Origin of the sequence: Rubrivivax gelatinosus (assembly GCF_016583785.1) — a bacterium.
GTDB lineage: Bacteria > Pseudomonadota > Gammaproteobacteria > Burkholderiales > Burkholderiaceae_C > Rubrivivax > Rubrivivax gelatinosus_B.
This window is the reverse complement of the sequence record NZ_NRRU01000099.1, coordinates 1-17,235: the sequence shown is the minus strand read 5'-3', so window position 1 is coordinate 17,235 and position 17,235 is coordinate 1. Positions and strand designations below refer to the sequence as shown.

The 17,235-nt window shown below is 71.8% G+C and carries 18 protein-coding genes; 8 read left to right on the top strand and 10 right to left on the bottom strand.

What is annotated here, in order from left to right; translation table 11 throughout:
* Positions 1-169: 169 nt before the first annotated feature.
* The 8 genes from CKO43_RS20735 to CKO43_RS20700 form a co-directional block, all read right to left on the bottom strand.
* Positions 170-1,246 (bottom strand): S1C family serine protease, encoded by a 1,077-nt coding sequence (locus CKO43_RS20735; protein ID WP_200379806.1) that lies wholly within the window; start codon positions 1,244-1,246, stop codon positions 170-172.
* A 73-nt stretch (positions 1,247-1,319) separates the two neighbouring features.
* On the bottom strand, positions 1,320-1,808 hold the full coding sequence (locus tag CKO43_RS20730) for a thioesterase family protein (protein ID WP_200379805.1): 489 nt from the start codon (positions 1,806-1,808) through the stop codon (positions 1,320-1,322).
* A complete protein-coding gene (locus CKO43_RS20725; protein ID WP_200231654.1) occupies positions 1,805-2,674 on the bottom strand; it encodes a BKACE family enzyme in 870 nt (289 codons plus the stop codon). Before CKO43_RS20725 ends, CKO43_RS20730 begins: the two co-directional genes overlap by 4 nt.
* Positions 2,671-4,572 (bottom strand): acetyl/propionyl/methylcrotonyl-CoA carboxylase subunit alpha, encoded by a 1,902-nt coding sequence (locus CKO43_RS20720; RefSeq protein WP_200379804.1) that lies wholly within the window; start codon positions 4,570-4,572, stop codon positions 2,671-2,673. Before CKO43_RS20720 ends, CKO43_RS20725 begins: the two co-directional genes overlap by 4 nt.
* Positions 4,569-5,366 carry an enoyl-CoA hydratase/isomerase family protein gene (locus tag CKO43_RS20715; protein ID WP_200231652.1) on the bottom strand — a complete coding sequence of 266 codons (798 nt, stop codon included), beginning with the start codon at positions 5,364-5,366 and terminating at the stop codon, positions 4,569-4,571. The genes CKO43_RS20720 and CKO43_RS20715 overlap by 4 nt, the downstream gene beginning before the upstream one ends.
* The gene (locus CKO43_RS20710) at positions 5,363-6,514 is read right to left on the bottom strand and encodes an acyl-CoA dehydrogenase family protein (RefSeq protein ID WP_200379803.1); all 1,152 of its coding nucleotides are present in this window, start codon (positions 6,512-6,514) and stop codon (positions 5,363-5,365) included. Before CKO43_RS20710 ends, CKO43_RS20715 begins: the two co-directional genes overlap by 4 nt.
* 29 nt (positions 6,515-6,543) lie before the next feature.
* Positions 6,544-8,154 carry an acyl-CoA carboxylase subunit beta gene (locus tag CKO43_RS20705; protein ID WP_200379802.1) on the bottom strand — a complete coding sequence of 537 codons (1,611 nt, stop codon included), beginning with the start codon at positions 8,152-8,154 and terminating at the stop codon, positions 6,544-6,546.
* Complete coding sequence (locus CKO43_RS20700) at positions 8,154-9,023, bottom strand: SDR family oxidoreductase (protein WP_200379801.1); 870 nt, start codon at positions 9,021-9,023, stop codon at positions 8,154-8,156. The genes CKO43_RS20705 and CKO43_RS20700 overlap by 1 nt, the downstream gene beginning before the upstream one ends.
* A 144-nt stretch (positions 9,024-9,167) precedes the next feature.
* Here CKO43_RS20700 and CKO43_RS20695 point away from each other — a divergent pair, with 144 nt between their 5' ends.
* The 8 genes from CKO43_RS20695 (at position 9,168) to upp (ending at position 14,311) form a co-directional block, all read left to right on the top strand.
* Positions 9,168-9,464 carry an SCP2 sterol-binding domain-containing protein gene (locus CKO43_RS20695; protein ID WP_200231648.1) on the top strand — a complete coding sequence of 99 codons (297 nt, stop codon included), beginning with the start codon at positions 9,168-9,170 and terminating at the stop codon, positions 9,462-9,464.
* 9 nt (positions 9,465-9,473) lie between these two features.
* Entirely contained in the window at positions 9,474-9,920 is a 447-nt protein-coding gene (locus CKO43_RS20690; protein ID WP_200379800.1) for a MerR family transcriptional regulator, read from the top strand.
* Between the two features lie 67 nt (positions 9,921-9,987).
* The gene (locus tag CKO43_RS20685; RefSeq protein ID WP_242478136.1) at positions 9,988-10,410 is read left to right on the top strand and encodes an MbcA/ParS/Xre antitoxin family protein; all 423 of its coding nucleotides are present in this window, start codon (positions 9,988-9,990) and stop codon (positions 10,408-10,410) included.
* A gap of 47 nt (positions 10,411-10,457) precedes the next feature.
* Positions 10,458-11,084 carry an RES domain-containing protein gene (locus CKO43_RS20680; protein ID WP_200379799.1) on the top strand — a complete coding sequence of 209 codons (627 nt, stop codon included), beginning with the start codon at positions 10,458-10,460 and terminating at the stop codon, positions 11,082-11,084.
* A 106-nt stretch (positions 11,085-11,190) separates the two neighbouring features.
* The gene (locus tag CKO43_RS20675) at positions 11,191-11,862 is read left to right on the top strand and encodes a DUF1624 domain-containing protein (protein WP_242481263.1); all 672 of its coding nucleotides are present in this window, start codon (positions 11,191-11,193) and stop codon (positions 11,860-11,862) included.
* Between the two features lie 163 nt (positions 11,863-12,025).
* Positions 12,026-12,685 carry a carboxymuconolactone decarboxylase family protein gene (locus tag CKO43_RS20670; protein ID WP_200231644.1) on the top strand — a complete coding sequence of 220 codons (660 nt, stop codon included), beginning with the start codon at positions 12,026-12,028 and terminating at the stop codon, positions 12,683-12,685.
* Between the two features lie 185 nt (positions 12,686-12,870).
* Positions 12,871-13,605 carry a 23S rRNA (guanosine(2251)-2'-O)-methyltransferase RlmB gene (rlmB, locus tag CKO43_RS20665; RefSeq protein WP_200231643.1) on the top strand — a complete coding sequence of 245 codons (735 nt, stop codon included), beginning with the start codon at positions 12,871-12,873 and terminating at the stop codon, positions 13,603-13,605.
* Between the two features lie 79 nt (positions 13,606-13,684).
* The gene (gene upp / locus CKO43_RS20660; protein ID WP_200231642.1) at positions 13,685-14,311 is read left to right on the top strand and encodes a uracil phosphoribosyltransferase; all 627 of its coding nucleotides are present in this window, start codon (positions 13,685-13,687) and stop codon (positions 14,309-14,311) included.
* A 266-nt stretch (positions 14,312-14,577) separates the two neighbouring features.
* Here the strand turns inward: upp and CKO43_RS20655 are convergent, their stop codons facing one another.
* Positions 14,578-15,585, bottom strand: a complete 1,008-nt coding sequence (locus tag CKO43_RS20655) for a D-2-hydroxyacid dehydrogenase family protein (protein ID WP_200231641.1) — start codon at positions 15,583-15,585, stop codon at positions 14,578-14,580.
* Positions 15,586-15,682: 97 nt separating this feature from the next.
* Positions 15,683-17,235 (bottom strand): transglycosylase SLT domain-containing protein (locus CKO43_RS20650; RefSeq protein WP_200379797.1); only part of this gene is annotated, 1,553 nt, incomplete at its 5' end.

Genomic DNA, 17,235 nt, shown 5'->3' with positions numbered 1-17,235 from the left:
CGCCGGCCGACGAGCCCACGCCGAAGACCATGCTGCCGCAGACCGCCGGCACGCCGGCTGCCCCCGGCACCCCGCCGCGCGACGACGACGGCGTCGAGATCGAGCTGCCCGGCTGAGGCGGCCTCGGGCGCCGGTGGCCTGTTCCAGGCCCGTACGCGGCCGCGAGCCCTTACTCCGCGCTGCCCAGCACCACCGTGACCTTGCGTGTCTGGCCGGCGCGCCAGACCGTCAGGTTCACACGTTCGCCCGGCTGGCGCGTTTCCAGCAGCGACAGGATGTCGTCCAGGCTGTCGACCGCTTCGTCGCCGACGGCGGTGATGACGTCGCCGGCGACGATCTGCGAGCCGCGCCCGCGCTGGAAGGGCTTCAAGCCCGCCTTGGCCGCCGGGCTGCCTGGCTGCACCTGCACCAGCGGCACGCCGCGCGGCAGGCCGAGCGCACGCGTCAGGTTGGCCGGGCCGGCCGTGACGCCGATCGCCGGGCGCAGGAAACGCCCGTCGCGGATCAGCCGCGGCACGATGCGGTTGACCTCGTCGACGGGGATCGCGAAGCCGATGCCGGCACTGGCGCCGCTGGGGCTCGCGATCTGGGTGTTCACGCCGATCAGCCGGCCTGCGCTGTCCAGCAGCGGGCCGCCGGAGTTGCCGGGGTTGATCGCGGCGTCGGTCTGGATCACGCCGCGGATCGTGCGGCTGTTGAAGGACTCGATCTCGCGGCCGAGCGCGCTGACGATGCCGGTGGTCAGCGTCTGGTCCAGCCCGAAGGGGTTGCCGATGGCGTAGACACGCTGGCCGACCCGCAGCTCGCGGCTGGTGCCGATGGCGATCGGCGGCAGTTTCTCGCGCGGCGCCTTGATGCGCAGCACCGCCAGGTCGCGGTCGGGAAAGGCGCCGACGAGTTCGGCCTCGAAACTGCTCTGGTCGGCCAGCGTCACCTGCGCGCCGCTGCCGCCCTGGATGACGTGGAAGTTGGTGACGATGTGGCCCGCCTCGTCCCAGACGAAGCCGGTGCCGGTGCCGGCCGGCACCTGCTGCACGTTGAGCGAAAAGAAGTCGCGCCGCGCCGCCAGCGTCGTGATGTGCACGACCGATGGCGAGGCCTTGCGGAAGAGTTCGATGTTGGCCGTCTCTTCGGCTGCCAGCGGGCCGCGCGGCGTCACCGCGCGTGGCCCGGCTTCGGTGCGTGCCTGCAGCGGCAGCGCCAGGCCGGCGAGGATCAGGGCGAGGGCGATCGGATGTCGTTTCATCGTCTGCGGGGCGGGCCGGCGGCACCGCCAGAGGCTCGGACCGGGCTCGATTTTCGCAGCCGGCGCGGGCGCCTCAGCTGACGATGTACGAAGCCGCGCCGGTGGCGACGAGTTGGCCCTGGTCGTCGACCAGCCGCATCTGTGTCGAGGCCACACGTCCGCCCAGGCGCGTGACCTCGGCGTGCGCGACGTAGCGCGGCGCCAGCCCGGGGCGCAGGAAGTCGGTGCGCAGGTCTATCGTGCCCATGCGCGCGAAGCGTTGCAGCACCTGCTGGGCGTCGTCGGCCGGGTGGTGCTCGGCGATCGCGACCATCAGCGCCAGCGCGCCGGTGGCGTCCAGCGTCGCCGAGATCGCGCCGCCGTGCAGGCGCTGGTGCAGGAAGTGGCCGATCAACTCGGGCCGCATCTCGAACGACAGCCGCACGTCGCCGTGCACCAGCGACTCGACCTTCAGCCCGAGTACGCGGTTGAAGACGATCTGCTGCTCGAACATCTCGGTGAACGCGGCTTCCAGCCGCTGTTGTTCGCCGGCGCTGCGGCGCGGCGCTCCCGTCTCGGTCACGCTGCCAGACCCAGCCGGGCGCGTGCCTGCGCCGGCGTCGCGACGGCACGCCCGGCGCGGCGTGCGCAGTCGGCCAGCGCTTCGATCAGTTCGCCGTTGCCGCGTGCGCGCCGGCCGTCGGGCAGATAGAAGGTGTCCTCCAGCCCGGTGCGCAGCATGCCGCCGAGTTCGGCCGCACGCTGGTGCACCGGCCAGATCTCGGCGCGGCCGATCAGCGTCGCCTGCCAGACGGCGCCCGGCGGCGCGTAGCCGGGCAGCAGCGCCAGCAGCGCGGCGTCGCAGGGCATGCCGCTGGCCACACCCATCACGAAGTTCAGCTCGGGCGTGCCGTCGACCAGGCCGGCACGGGCGAACAGGCCGACGCTGCGCACGATGCCGACATCGAAACACTCGAACTCCGGGTGCGTGCCGCATTCGCGCATCACGGCGACGAAACGTTCGATCTTCTCGACCGGGTTGTCGAAGACCATCGGCGGCCAGGCCCAGCGGCCGTCCTCGCGCAGCTTCAGGTAGTTCAGGCTGCCGGCGTTGCAGGCGGCGATCTCGGGGCGTACGCGGCGGATGCAGGCCGCCGGGCCTTCGATGTCGGGGCCGAGCACGCCGGTCGTCAGGTTGAGGATGACGCCGGGGCAGGCCGCGCGGATCGCGTCGCAGATCGCGGCGGCGAGCTCCGGGTCCCAGCTCGGCAGGAAACCCCGGCCCGGCGCCTGGTCGCGCAGGTGCACGTGCATCACGCTGGCGCCGGCGTCGAAGGCGGCTCGTGCTTCCTGCGCCATCTGCTCGGGTGTCACCGGCACCGGGTGCTGGTCGGGATTCGTCAGCACGCCAGTCAGCGCGCAGGTGAGGATTGCGGGTTCGCGGCTCATCGGTCCAGCTCCAGTTCGACCAGCAGCGCCCCGGCGGCCACCGGGTCCTTCGCCGCGGCGTGCACCGCGCGCACGCGGCCGGCGACGCGGGCTTCCAGCCACATCTCCATCTTCATCGCCTCGACGCAGGCCAGGCGTTGGCCGGCTTGCACACGATCGCCCGGCGCCACCAGCACCTGGGCGACGACGCCGGCCACCGGCGCGCAGGCGCGTGAGGCGTCTTCGACCACGTCTCGCGCGCCGGCGGTGGGCTCGGTGAAGACGAAGACCTCGCCGTCCAGCGCCAAATGCAGCGAGGCGCCGTCGCGGCGTGCCAGCGCGCCGCGTTGCAGGCCCTCGGCTGCCCAGCGCACGCGGCCGTCGTCGCTCCAGCCCAGCACACTGCAGTCAGCCGGCGGTGCACGCAGCGTGCGGCGCTCGCCATCGCAGGCCAGCGTCAGCCCGCTCGACGCCAGGCCGGCGGGTCGCCAGCCGGCATGCGAAGCGAGTAGCGCCGCTGCCAGCGACCACGCGGCCTCGGGCGGGGCCGGGCGCTGCAGCAAGGGCTCGCCGCGTTCGGCCCACTCGTCCAGCCGCGTCGTCGTCAAACGCGCGGTGACGAAGTCCGGATGCGCCAGCAGTGCCCGCAGGAAACCCGCGTTGCTGCGCAGCCCCAGCAGCGGCGAATCGGCCAGCGCGCGGCGCAGCCGGCGCAAGGCGTCGGCGCGGTCGCGGCCGTGGGCGACGAACTTGGCGACCATCGCGTCGTAATACGGCGCAACCTCGCCGCCTTCGGCCAGGCCGTGGTCCACACGCAGCCCGGCGTCTTCGGGCCGCCAGTGCAGCACGCGCCCGGTCTGCGGCGTCCAGCCGGCATACGGGTCCTCGGCGTAGAGCCTGGCCTCGACGGCGTGGCCGTCGAAACGGATCTGCTGCTGCGTCAGCGGCAGCGCTTCGCCGGCAGCGACGCGCAGCTGCCACTCGACCAGGTCCAGCCCCGTGATCGCCTCGGTGACCGGGTGCTCGACCTGCAGCCGCGTGTTCATCTCGAGGAAGAAGTGCTGTCCCTCGCCGTCGACGACGAACTCGACGGTGCCGGCGCCGCGGTAGCCGACGGCCAGCGCCGCGGCCACCGCGTCGCGCCCCATCGCGGCGCGCATCTCGGCGCCGACGATGGGCGAGGGCGCTTCTTCGACGACCTTCTGCCGCCGCCGCTGCGCCGTGCAGTCGCGCTCACCCAGGTGCACGGCGTTGCCGTGCGCGTCGGCGAAGACCTGGACCTCGACGTGGCGCGCGCCGGCGATCAGGCGCTCCAGCATCAGCCGGCCATCGCCGAAAGCGCTCTCGGCTTCGCGCCGCGCGCTGTCCAGCGCCGCAGCCAGCTCGTCGGCACGGCGCACCAGGCGCATGCCGCGCCCGCCACCGCCGGCCACCGCCTTGACCAGCAGCGGCAGCCCCAGGCGCTCGGCTTCGGCATTGAGCCGCGCCTCGTCCTGCTCGTCGCCCAGGTAACCCGGCGCGCAAGGCACGCCGGCGGCCAGCATGCGGCGCTTGGCGCCGGCCTTGTCGCCCATCGCACGGATGGCCTCGGCCGGCGGGCCGATGAAGACCAGGCCGGCGGCCTCGACCGCGGCGGCGAAGTCGGCGCGTTCGGAGAGAAAGCCGTAACCGGGGTGCACGGCGTCAGCGCCGGCACGCGCCGCAGCGTCCAGCACCGCGGCGACGTTCAGATAGGACTCCGACGCCGGCCCCGGCCCCAGGCGCACGGCGACGTCGGCCTGGCGCACATGCGGCGCCGCCGCGTCGGCGTCGCTGTAGACGGCCACCGTCCGGTAACCCAGGCGGCGCGCCGTGCGTTGCACGCGGCAGGCGATCTCGCCGCGGTTGGCGACGAGCACGGTGCCGAAGCCGCGGCTCATCGTGGCACCCAGGCCGCGGGGCGGCGTTCGAGAAAGGCCGTCGTGCCTTCGACGCCTTCGGGCCCGAGGGCGGCACGCGAAAACAGTTCGGCCGCGTGCGCCACCATGCCGGCCGCCGGCTGCAGCCGCGCCTGCGCGACCAGCGCCTTGCTCGCCGCCACCGCGCCGGGTGCGCAGCGCAGGATGTCGCCCAGCACCCGCTCCAGCGCGTGGTCGAGCGCGCCGGTGGCGTGCATCTCGTGCACCAGGCCGAGCGCGACTGCGGCCTGCGCATCGAGCCGGGCGCCGCAGACCGCCAGCCGGCGCGCCTGCGACGGCCCCAGGCGTTCGACGAGGAAGGGCGCGATCTGCGCCGGCACCAGCCCGAGCGAGGTCTCGGGCAGGCGGAACACCGCGCTGGTGGCGGCGATCGCGACGTCGACGACGCAGGCCAGCCCCAGGCCGCCGCCCATCACGCTGCCTTCGAGCAAGGCGACGGTGGCCAGCCCCGTCTGTGCGAACGCGACGCAGAGCTCGCCGAAGGCGGCGCTCACCTTCTCGATCGCCTTCGGGTCCTCGGCCAGCCGCACGCGCGCCGCGGCCATGTCGGCGAGGTCGGCGCCGGCGCAGAAGTGGCCACCGGCGCCGCGCAGCACGACGACACGCACGCGGCCGCCGGCCTCGGCCTCGGCCAGCGCGCTGCGCAGCGCCAGCACCATCTCCAGCGACATCGCGTTGCGCACTTCGGGGCGCGAGAGCGTCAGCTCCAGCACGCCGCGGGCGTCTTCGCGCACGGTGACGGCGGCGGTGCTCATCGGCGCCCCGGCAGCGTGTCTTCGAGCTTGCAGATGATGCCCAGCATCACCTCGTCGGCGCCGCCGCCGATCGACACCAGGCGCGAGTCGCGCCAGGCCTGCGAGATCGGGTTCTCCGGCGTGTAGCCCATGCCGCCCCAGTACTGCAGGCAGCTGTCGGTGACCTCGCGCGAGAGCCGCCCGCATTTGAGCTTGGCCATGCTCGCCAGCCGCGTGACGTCCTGGCCGGCGACGTAGAGCTCGACGGCGCGGTAGGTCAGCGCACGCAGCGCCTCGACCTCGGTGCGCAGCTCGGCCAGGCGGTAGTGCACGACCTGGTTGTCGAGGATGGACTTGCCGAAGGCCTGGCGCTGGCGCGTGTATTCGATCGTCAGGTCGATCAGCCGGTCCAGGCTCTTCAGCGACGAGGCCGCGCCCCAGAGCCGCTCTTCCTGGAACTGCAGCATCTGGAAGCTGAAGCCCATGCCTTCCTGGCCGATCAGGTTTCGGCGCGGCACGCGCACCTGGTCGAAGAAGAGCTGGGCGGTGTCGCTGGCGTGCATGCCGATCTTGCGGATCTTCTGCCGCGTGATGCCGGGTGCGTCCATCGGCACCACGATCAGGCTCTTGTTGCGGTGCGGCGGGCCTTCGCTGGTGTTGGCCAGCAGGCAGCACCAGTCGGCCTTCAGGCCGTTGGTGATCCACATCTTCGTGCCGTTGATGACGTAGTCGCCGCCTTCGCTGCGCGCCGTCGTCTTGACCGCGGCGACGTCGCTGCCGCCGCCGGGTTCGCTGACGCCCAGGCAGGCGACGTAGTCGCCGGCGATCGTCGGCACGAGGACCTCGCGCTTGAGTTCCTCGCTGCCGAAACGCGCCAGCGCCGGCGTTGCCATGTCGGTGTGCACGCCGATGGCCATCGGCACGCCGCCGCAGTGGCAGGCGCCCAGCGCCTCGGCCATCACCATCGAGTAGCTGAAGTCCAGCCCGGCGCCGCCGTATTCGCTCGGGTACTTCAGGCCCAGCAGCCCCAGGTTGCCGAGTTTCTTGAAGACCTCGTGGCTGGGGAACTCCTCGGCCGCCTCCCAGGCGGCGACATGCGGGTTCAGCTCCTTCTCGACGAAGCGGGTGACGATGTCCTCGATCTGGCGGTGTTCGGGTGTGAACTGCATGCGGCTGTCCTCGTGTGGTCGGGTGTCTGTCAGAAGCGGGCGACGCCGTAGCTGTTCGGTCGCAACGGCCGGCGCCCGGCCTCTTCGGCAATCGACAGGCACAGGCCCAGCAGCCGGCGCGTGTCGCGCGGGTCGACGATGCCGTCGTCCCAGAGCCGGGCGGTGCCGAACAGCGCCGTGCTCTCGGCGTCCAGGCGCCGGCGCAGTGCGTCGCTCATCGCCGCCAGCGCGGCTTCGTCCGCGGGCAGGCCCATCCGTTCCAGCTTCTGGCGGTTCAGCAGGTCCATCACCTGCGCCGCCTGGGCGCCGCCCATCACCGCGGTGCGGGCGCTCGGCCAGGCGAAGATGAAACGCGGGTCGAAACCGCGCCCGCACATGCCGTAGTTGCCGGCGCCGTAGCTGCCGCCCAGCACGACGGTGAACTTCGGCACGCGCACGTTCGCCACCGCCTGGATCATCTTGCTGCCGTGTTTGATCGCGCCGGCGCGTTCGGCTTCGCGGCCGACCATGTAGCCGGTGGTGTTCTGCAGGAACACGAGCGGCGTGCCCGACTGGTCGCACAGCTGCATGAACTGCGCCGCCTTGGTCGAGCCGGCGGGCTGGATCGGGCCGTTGTTGCCGATCAGGCCGACCTCGTGGCCCATCAGCCGCGCGTGGCCGCAGACGGTGTCGGGCGCGTAGCCGGCCTTGAACTCGAGGAACTCGGAGCCATCGACGATGCGAGCGAGCACTTCGCGCACGTCGTAGGGCGTGCGCTCGTCTGCGGGCACGACGCCCATCAGCTCCTCGGCCGGGTACAGCGGTTCGGGCGCGGCGGCCGGCGTGCCGACGGTGTCCCAGGGCAGGCGGCCGAGCAGCTCGCGCGTGATCTGGATCGCGTGTGCGTCGTCCTCGGCCAGGTATTCGCCCAGGCCGGTGACCTGGGCGTGCAGTTCGGCGCCGCCGAGTTCCTCGTCGGTGGCGTCCTCGCCGATCGCGGCTTTGACCAGGGGTGGCCCGGCGAGGTAGATGCTGGAGCGGCCGCGCACCAGCACCACGTAGTCCGACAACCCCGGCAGATAGGCGCCGCCGGCGGTGGACGAGCCGTGCACGACGGCGATCTGCGGAATGCCCGCAGCAGACAGCCGCGCCTGGTTGGCGAAGCTGCGCCCGCCGTCGACGAAGATCTCCGCCTGGTACATCAGGTTGGCGCCGCCGGACTCGACCAGCGCCACCAGTGGCAGCTTGTTCTCGCGCGCCAGCTCCTGCGCACGCAGCGCCTTCTTCAGCCCCATCGGCGCGACCGTGCCGCCCTTCACGGCGCTGTCGCTGGCGCTGACCATCACCCGGCGCCCGGCGACGATGCCGATGCCGACGATGGAGCCGCCGCCGAGCACGCTCTTCCTGCCGTCGTCGTCGTGCATGCCGAGGCCGGCCAGCGGCGACAGCTCCAGGAAGTCGCTGCCGCGGTCGAGCAGGCGTGCGACGCGTTCTCGCGGCAGCAGCTGGCCACGCGCGGCGAACTTCTCGGCCTTGCTCGCCGACTCGGCGACGACCTTGGCTTCGAGCGCGCGCACCTCGGCCAGGCGTTCGTGCATGCGTGCCGCGTTAGTGGCGAAGGCCGCCGAACGCGGGTCCAGCCGGGAGGCGAGCGCGGGCATCAGCGCAGCACCTCGGGCGGGCTTGCCCGGTGAAACCCGTCGAAGGCCTCCGAACGCGCCGTGCGGCCCATCGGAAAGCTCTGATTGCCCAGCGGCCCGCCGCCGTCGATCGGCAAGGTGACGCCGGTGACGAATGCCGCGGCCGGCGACAGCAGGAAGACGATGGCCGCACTCACTTCCGCTTCGACGCCCAGCCTGCGCAGCGGCACCTCGCCGGCGAGCGAGGCGATGATGGGTTTCATCTCCGGGCCGTAGCGGTCCAGCCCGCTGGAGGCGATCCAGCCCGGCGCGACCGCATTGACCCGCACGCCGGCGTGCGCCCACTCGAAGGCCGCGCTCATCGTCAGGTTGGCCATGCCGGCGCGCGCCGCGCCGCTGTGGCCCATGCCGGGCATGCCGTTGCGGAAGTCGGCGGTCATGTTGACGATGGCGCCGCCCGTGCCCTGCATGCTTTGCAGGAAGACCTCGCGCATCATCAGGAAGCCGCCAGTCAGGTTGGTCGCGACGACGGCGTCGAAGCCTTTTTTCGAGATCGCCATCAGCGGCGCCGGGAACTGGCCGCCGGCGTTGTTGACGAGGCCGGCGACGGGGCCATGCGTGGCGACGACGGCGGCGACGGCGGCCTTGACGGCCTCTTCGTCGCGGATGTCGAGCACCACGGTCTCGCAGCGGCCGCCGTCCTCGGCAATCTCGGCGGCGACACGCGCCAGCTTGTCGGCCTGGCGCCCGCTGATCACGACCTGGGCGCCGAGTGCCGCCAACTCGTGCGCGACGCAGCGGCCGATGCCGCTGCCGCCGCCGGTGACCCAGTGCAGCTGGCCGGCGAACAGGCCGGGACGGAACACGCTGCGGTAGCCGGGAACGTTCATCGCGTCTCGCCGTCGGTGGAGTCGGTTGCATTAGGCGCGGTAGGTGACGTTAACGTCAACCGGGTGACCGATAGGTGATTTCCTGGATCACAGCGGCAGGGCAGCTGGCTAGCATGCGCCGACCGCCAACGAGCCGGAGCCGCCATGGATCTGCAAGCCTGCACCGACGAACTGCGCCGCAAGGTCGGCGAATCCAGCAGCCTGAACTCGACGCTGAAGTTCGACTGCGGCGCCGAGGGCGTCGTCTACATCGATGGCCGCGCCGTGCCCAACACCGTCGACAACACCGACCGCGACGCCGACTGCACCGTCGGCATCACGCACGAGAACCTGGTCGCGATGCTCAGGGGCGAGCTGCAGCCGGCCACCGCCTTCATGACCGGCAAGATCAAGGTCAGTGGCGACATGAGCGTCGCGCTGAAGCTGCAGCGCATCGTCTAGCATCGTGTGATGCTCGAGAAGCCGGATCAGCCCGACGCCGCCTCCGCCGAGGCCGTGCTCGCGTCGCACCGCGACGCCGACACCGGCGAACTCTTCGGCATCACCGAGCTCTGCCGCGCCTTCGGCATCACGCTGCGCACCATCCGCTTCTACGAAGACAAGGGCTTGCTGGCGCCGCGGCGCATCAACGGCGCCCGTGTCTACACCCGGCGCGACCGCGCGCGGCTGGCGCTGATCCTGCGCAGCAAGGCCATCGGCGCCTCGCTCGCCGAGATCAAGCACTACCTGGACCTGTACGGCGACAACGGCGAGGGCCGGGCGCAGCAGCTGGCCTTCGTCGTCGAACGCACCGACGCGACGATCCGCGAGCTGGAAGCCAAACGTGCCGGCATCGACGCGACACTGGCCGAACTCAGGCTGATCAACGAGACCGCGCGCCGGCAACTGCGCGGCTGAACCGGTGCCGCTGGCGGCGCGTCCGGTTCTGGACTAGTATTGCTATCAAGTCCACCGCTGGATCATGATGCGCGTCATCGCCGCCGAACCTGCCGCCGCCTTGGCCGACGTCTCCGAAGAGCGCATGGCCGCCGCCGGCCTGCGTGCCTTTGCCCGCATCGCCCAGGCCTGGGGCCTGAGCGTCGACGAGCAGCTGGTGCTGCTGGGCCGGCCCCCGCGCTCCACCTTCTTCGCCTGGCGCCAGCAGCCCGACAAGGCCAGGCTGCCGCGCGACACGCTGGAGCGCCTGTCCAACCTGCTGGGCATCTACCAGGCGCTGCAGATCCTGCTGCCCGACGCCGCTGCGGCCGACGCCTGGGTGCGGCAGGCGAACAGCGCGCCGGCCTTCGGCGGCCGCAGCGCGCTCGAACGCATGCTGGCCGGCAACGTCGCCGACCTGAACGACGTGCGCCGCTACCTCGACGGCGTGCGCGGCGGCGGCTGGTCCTGAACCCGATCGCCGTCCGCCGCGTCCGCTGGACGCAGGCCTGCCGCATCGTGCCGACGCGTTATCCGTCGGTGAGCCTGTTCGACCGCGTCGCCGACGCCGAGGATTTCGACGCGCTCTACGCCTTGGAGGCGCTGACCAACGACCGGCTGCGCGAGGAATTGGGCCAGGTCGAACGCATGCCGGCTGCCGAGCGCATCTTCGGCCCCGGCAGCGGCCCGGTGATGGCGGCCTTCACCCACGTGAACCCCGAAGGCAGCCGCTTCTCCGACGGCCGCTGGGGCGTGTTCTACGCCGCGCACGACCGCGCCACCGCGATCGCCGAGACGCGCTACCACCACGCACGCTTCCTGGCGGCGACCGCGCAGCCGCCGATTCACCTGCCGATGCGGCTGTACCACGTCGCGATCGACGCCCGGCTGCACGACCTGCGCCCGAGCGGCGCCGCGCCCGAGGCGGTGCACGACCCGGCGAGTTACGTCGCCTCGCGTGCGCTCGCCGCCGAGCTGCGCGCCGCGGCTTCGGCCGGTGTCGCCTACCGCAGCGTGCGCCACGCCGGCGGCGAATGCGTCGGCCTGTTCCGCCCGCGCGGCGCCGGGCCCTGCCTGCACGCCGCCTACCTGCTCTACGCCTGGGACGGGCAGGGTTTCAGCGACGTCTACGAGAAGACGGCATGAGCGCTCAGGACTTTGGCGGGACCGGCCGCAGGCCGGAGGGTGCCTCGTGAGCCGCGGCGAGCGTTTCGACCGCCTGGACGCGCTGCGCGGCGCGGCCATCGTCTGGATGGCGGGCTTCCACTTCGCCTTCGATCTGAACCACTTCCGGCTGCTGGATCCGCGCCAGGACTTCTACGCCGACCCGTTCTGGACGCTGCAGCGCACGGCCATCGTCAGCCTGTTCCTGTTCTGCGCCGGGCTGGGCCAGGCCGCGGCGCTGGACGCGGGCCAGGGCTGGCCGCGCTTCTGGCGCCGCTGGGCGCAGGTGGCGGGCTGCGCGCTGCTGGTCAGCATCGGCTCGGCACTGATGTTCCCGAGGAGCTGGATCAGCTTCGGCGTGCTGCACGGCATCGCCGCGATGCTGATCCTCGCGCGCCTGGCCGCGCCGCTGGGACGCTGGCTCTGGCCGCTGGGCGCGCTGGCGATCGCCCTGCCTGCCGTCTGGCAGCACGGCTTCTTCGACTCGCGCTGGAGCAACTGGGTCGGCCTGGTGACGCACAAACCCGTCACCGAGGACTACGTGCCGCTGCTGCCCTGGCTGGGTGTCGTGCTCTGGGGGCTGGCCGCCGGGCAGTGGGCGCTGGCGCGCCGGCGCGCGCTGCTGTCGGGGCCCTTGCCGCGCGGGCTGGCGCCGCTGGCGCTGCTCGGGCGCTGGTCGCTGTCCTTCTACATGGTCCACCAGCCGGTCTTCATCGCCGCGCTGACGGCGCTCGGCGCGCTGGGGCTGACCGGGCGTTGACGCTCGCTGCTGCGCAAGCTTTTGCGCCGGCGGAAACAGATTGCGCGCCCGGCTGCGCTCGTGCGGCCGGTTACCTCGGGAGAACACGGGCTGGCCGCCGTGGCATGGCGCTTGCGGAAATGCAGGCGCCGATCCCGGCACCCGAGGACACGGAGTCATACCAATGAAGAACAGCACATCCAGCCTGGCGGCCGTCGCCGGCGCCGCTCTCGTCGCCAGCGCGGCGCTGACCTGCCCGCTGCCGGCGCAGGCCGGCGAACGCATGCCGCCGGTCAAGGTGGAGGACTACAACGAGGCCCAGCGCGCCGCGGCCGACGAGTTCCTGGCGACGCGCAAGTACCCGGTGTTCGGGCCGTTCTCGGTGCTGATCCGCAGCCCCAAGCTGATGACCAACGCGCACACGATGGGCAGCTACCTGCGCTACAACGCCTCGATCGGCATGCCGCTGTCGGAGATGGTGATCCTGATGGTCGCGCGCTCGTGGAGCCAGGACTACGAGTGGACCTACCACGTGACGATCGCCGCCAAGCAGGGCATCAAGCCCGAGGTCATCGACGCCATCGCCGAGGGCCGCCGCCCGGCCGAGCTGACGCCCGACCAGGCTGTTATCTACGACTTCACCGATGAGTTGCTGCGCAACCGCCGCGTCTCCGACAAGACCTACGACGCGACGCTCAAGCGCTTCGGCGAGCAGGGCGTGCTGGATACCGCCGGCGTCGTCGGCTACTACACCTTCCTCGCCGGCATCATGAACACGGTGCGCACGGCACCGGTGCCCGGCGTGAAGACGCTCGCGCGTTTCCCCGACCCGTCGGGCAACTGATCGTGCGGGGCGACGCGCCGTCGCCCCGTCCGGCGAGAGCGCGGCCGCATCGGGCCGCGTTCTCGTTCCAAGTCGTGCCGGCTGCGCACGTCGTGACCGGGCGCTGAACCGCGCCCCCGGCGGGCGGCTACGATGCGCGCCTTCGTCCCGCCGGCACCCGGCGGGCGCTTTCCCAGGTGAAGCCCGTGAGCAACAAGGTCCTGTTCGGTTTCCACGCCGTGACGGTGCGGCTGAAGACCGCGCCGAAGTCGGTGACGGAAGTCCATGTCGACGCGACGCGCCGCGACGCGCGCATGCGCCAGTTCGTCGAACGCGCCACCGAAGCCGGCGCGCGCCTGGTCGACAGCGACGGCGACCGCCTGAACAAGCTCGCCGGCACATCCCGCCACCAAGGCGTGGTCGCACGCGTGACGCCGCTGGCGCCCACGCATTCGCTGGACGACGCGCTCGACGCCGCACAAGGCCCGTCGCTGGTGCTGGTGCTCGACGGCGTCACCGACCCGCACAACCTGGGCGCCTGCCTGCGCGTGGCCGATGGCGCCGGCGCGCACGCGGTCGTCGCGCCCAAGGACCACGCGGTCGGCCTGAACGCCACCGTCGCCAAGGTCGCCAGCGGCGCCGCCGAGACCGTGCCCTATCTGATGGTGACCAACCTGGCGCGCACGCTGGGCGAGCTGAAGGAGCGCGACGTGCGCATCATCGGCACCGCCGACGACGCGCCGCACACGATCTACGAAGCCGACCTCTCCGGCCCGGTGGCGCTGGTGCTGGGCGCCGAGGGCGACGGCATGCGCCAGCTGACGCGCAAGACCTGCGACGAGCTGGTGCGCATCCCGATGCGGGGCGCGGTCGAGAGCCTGAACGTCTCGGTCGCCGCCGGCATCTGCCTGTACGAAGCCCTGCGCCAACGTTCGCGCTGAGGCCGCGGGCCACCTGGCGCAAGCCCGCGCCGGTGGCCACTGGCTACACTGGCGCGATCACCGAATTCCGAGTTTGAACATGCCTGTCATCGAAGTCCGCCATCCGCTGGTGCGCCACAAGGTCGGCCTGCTGCGCGAGAAAGACATCTCGACGAAGAAGTTCCGCGAGCTGACGAACGAAATCGCGCGCCTGCTGGCCTACGAGTCGACCGCCGACTTTCCGCTGGAGGCGATCGAGATCGACTGCTGGAGCGGCCCGGCGCAGATCGAACAGATCGCCGGCCGCAAGGTGACGGTGGTGCCCATCCTGCGCGCCGGCATCGGCATGCTCGACGGCGTGCTGGACATGGTGCCCAACGCCAAGGTCAGCGTCGTCGGCCTGTCGCGCAACCACGAGACGCTGCAGCCCGAGCATTACTTCGAACGTTTCGTCGGCCACCTGGACGAACGCACCGCGCTCATCGTCGACCCGATGCTGGCGACGGCGGGCTCGATGATCGCGACCGTCGACCTGCTCAAGCGCCGCGGCTGCAACGACATCCGCGCGCTGGTGCTGGTGGCCGCGCCGGAGGGCATCAAGGCGCTCAACGCGGCCCACCCCGACGTGCGCTGCTGGACCGCCGCGATCGACAGCCACCTCGACGAGAACGGCTACATCATTCCCGGGCTGGGCGACGCGGGCGACAAGATTTTTGGCACGAAGTAGGAGCCCCGGCCGCCTGGCGGCCGCCCCCGAGGGGCTACCGAACCCGACCGGGAGACCCGGATCGGGTTCGGCCCGTTAACCGACGCCGCTCCCCCTGACCGCCTGCGGCGGTCTGTCCCCGAGGGGAAGAGGGCACGCTGTTCGCTGCCCTGACCGCCGTTGGCGGTCTGTCCCCGAGGGGAAGAGGGCACGCTGTTCGCTGGCCCTGACCGCCGTTGGCGGTCTGTCCCCGAGGGGGCGAATCCGGGGCTTGCTCGCTGTTCGCCTTAGCGGAGCACTTTCAGGGCGTCCGGGTTGACGATGTTCGTCGGGTGGTTGTTGACGAAGTTGATGACGTTGTCGAACGCGGCACCGAAGTAGATCTCGTAGCTGTCCTGCTCGACGTAGCCGATGTGCGGGGTGCAGACGGCGTTTTCCAGGCGCAGCAGCGGGTGGCCCTGGAGGATGGGTTCGCTCTCGAAGACGTCGACCGCGGCCATGCCGGGGCGGCCCTTGTTCAGCGCCGAGACGAGCGCGTTCTCCTCGACGAGTTCGGCGCGCGAGGTGTTGACGAAGAGCGCGGTCGGCTTCATGCGCGCCAGGTCGTCGAGCTTGACCAGGCCGCGTGTGGCCTCGCCCAGGCGCAGGTGCAGGCTGAGCACGTCGCACTGCTCGAAGAAGCTCTCGCGGCTGTCGGCGGCCTGGTGGCCGTCGGCGACGGCGTGGGCGCGCGACTCGTCGCTGCCCCAGACCTGCACCTGCATGCCGAAGGCGCGGCCGTAGCCGGCGACGAGCTGGCCGATGCGGCCGTAGCCCCAGACGCCCAGCGTCTTGCCGTGCAGCAACATGCCCAGGCCGAAGTTGGGCGGCATCGCCGCCGACTTCAGCCCCGCCTGCTGCCAGGCGCCGTGCTTGAGGTTGCCGATGTACTGCGGCAGCCGGCGCATCGAGGCCATGATCAGCGCCCAGGTCAGTTCGGCCGGCGCCACCGGCGAGCCCACGCCCTCGGCCACCGCGATGCCCAGCCGGGTGCAGGCCTCGACGTCGATGTGCGGCCCGACGCGGCCGGTCTGCGCGATCAGCTTGAGCCGCGGCAGCTTCTCGAGCAGGGCGCGCGGGAAGTGCGTGCGCTCGCGGATCAGCACCAGCACGTCGGCGTCGCGCAGCCGCACCGACAGCTGGCCTATGCCCTTGACGGTGTTGGTGAACACCTTCGCGTTCAGCGTCTCGAGCTGGGTCGCGCACCGCAGCTTGCGTACCGCGTCCTGGTAGTCGTCGAGGATGATGATGTTCATGGGCGTGTGGCCGCATTGTCGCGGGCCGCGTCGCGCATCGCGCCGGACGAGGCGCCGCCATGGCGCATCCGGCCGTGGGATGCCGGATGCACCGCGCTCAGCTGCGCGCCTTGTGCGCGGTCTTGGTCGCCGCCTTGGGCTTGGCGGGGGCGGCGGCCTTGGCGCGCGGCGTTGCGCTCGTCTTGGCCGACTTGCGTGCGGTCGTCGCGCCCTTGCTCTTGGCCGAGGCCGACGGCGCCGCCTTGGTGCTGCGCGCCGGGCCCGCGGCGACCATCACGACGATCTTCTGCCCGGGCTTGAAGCTGGCGCGCGGGCCGACGTCGTTCCACTGCGCGACCTGCGCCGGGCTCACCTTGTAGCGGCGTGCGACGGCCGCCACCGTCTCGCCCTTGCGGCCGGCCTTGAGCGTGACTTTGCGCAGCGGCTTGGCCTCGGGCGCCAGCACCATCATCGCGTTCTCGGCGACGTGTTCCTTGACGTCCTCGGTGGCGTGCGCGGCGCGCAGCACCAGCAGCGTCGAGCCGACCTTCACCAGCATGCGCGGCGGGATGCGGTTGATCTCACGCAGCTGCGACTCGGGCATGCCGACCTGTTTCGCGGCCTCGGCCGGCTTGAGCGTGCGCGGCGCGACCCAGGCGGTCCAGGTCGCCAGCTGGCCGCGGTGGCCCTTGAGCCGGGCGACGAACTCGTTGGCGTTGTCGTAGGGCAGCAGCACCCGCGGCGTCGCCGCCGCCAGGATCACCGGCTTGTTCATCTGCGGGTTCAGCGCCTGGAACTCGTCCAGCGACAGCCCGGCCAGGCGCGCAGCGAGCGCGACATCGATGTCGCGGTCGATCGGCACGCTCAGGAAGAACGGATGGTTCTGCAGCGCCGGCAGGCTGATCGAGAAGGCCTCGGGGTGCGAGACCAGGTTCTTCACCGCCTGCAGCTTGGGCACGTAGTTGCGCGTCTCCGCCGGCATGCGCAGCGAGGCGTAGTCGGTCGGCAGCCCGGCCTTCTGGTTGCGCGTGACGGCACGCTGCACGTTGCCCTGGCCCCAGTTGTAGGCGGCCAGCGCCAGGTGCCAGTCACCGAACTGGTTGTACAGGCGCTGCAGGTAGTCGAGCGCGGCGCGCGTCGAGGCCAGCACGTCGCGGCGGTCGTCGCGGAAGAGGTTCTGCTTGAGCTCGAAGTCGCGCCCGGTCGTCGGCATGAACTGCCACATGCCGGCGGCACGCGCGGTCGACAGCGCCTGCGGGTTGAACGCGCTCTCGATGAAGGGCAGCAGCGCGAGCTCGCTGGGCATGCCGCGGCGCTCGACCTCCTCGAGGATGTGGAACAGGTAGCGGCCGCCGCGCTCGGTCATGCGCTGCACGTAGTCGGGGCGGGTGGCGTACCACTGTTCCCACTTGTGCACGTAGTCGTCGTCGAGTTCGGCCATCTCGAAGCCGCCGCGCACCCGGCCCCAGAGGTCGCTGTCGGGCTCCGCCGCCTCCAGGTCGGCGCGCAGGGCGTCGGCCGCGGACACGGTCTCCGCCGTCGGCGCCGGCACCAGCTCGGGCTGGGAGCCGGCTTCGCGTGCGAGGATGATCGCGCCCGGCACGGCAGCGGCCGGTGCCGGGGTGGCGGCAATGGGGGTCGACTTGGTGGGGGCGGCAGGCTGGCCGGGCT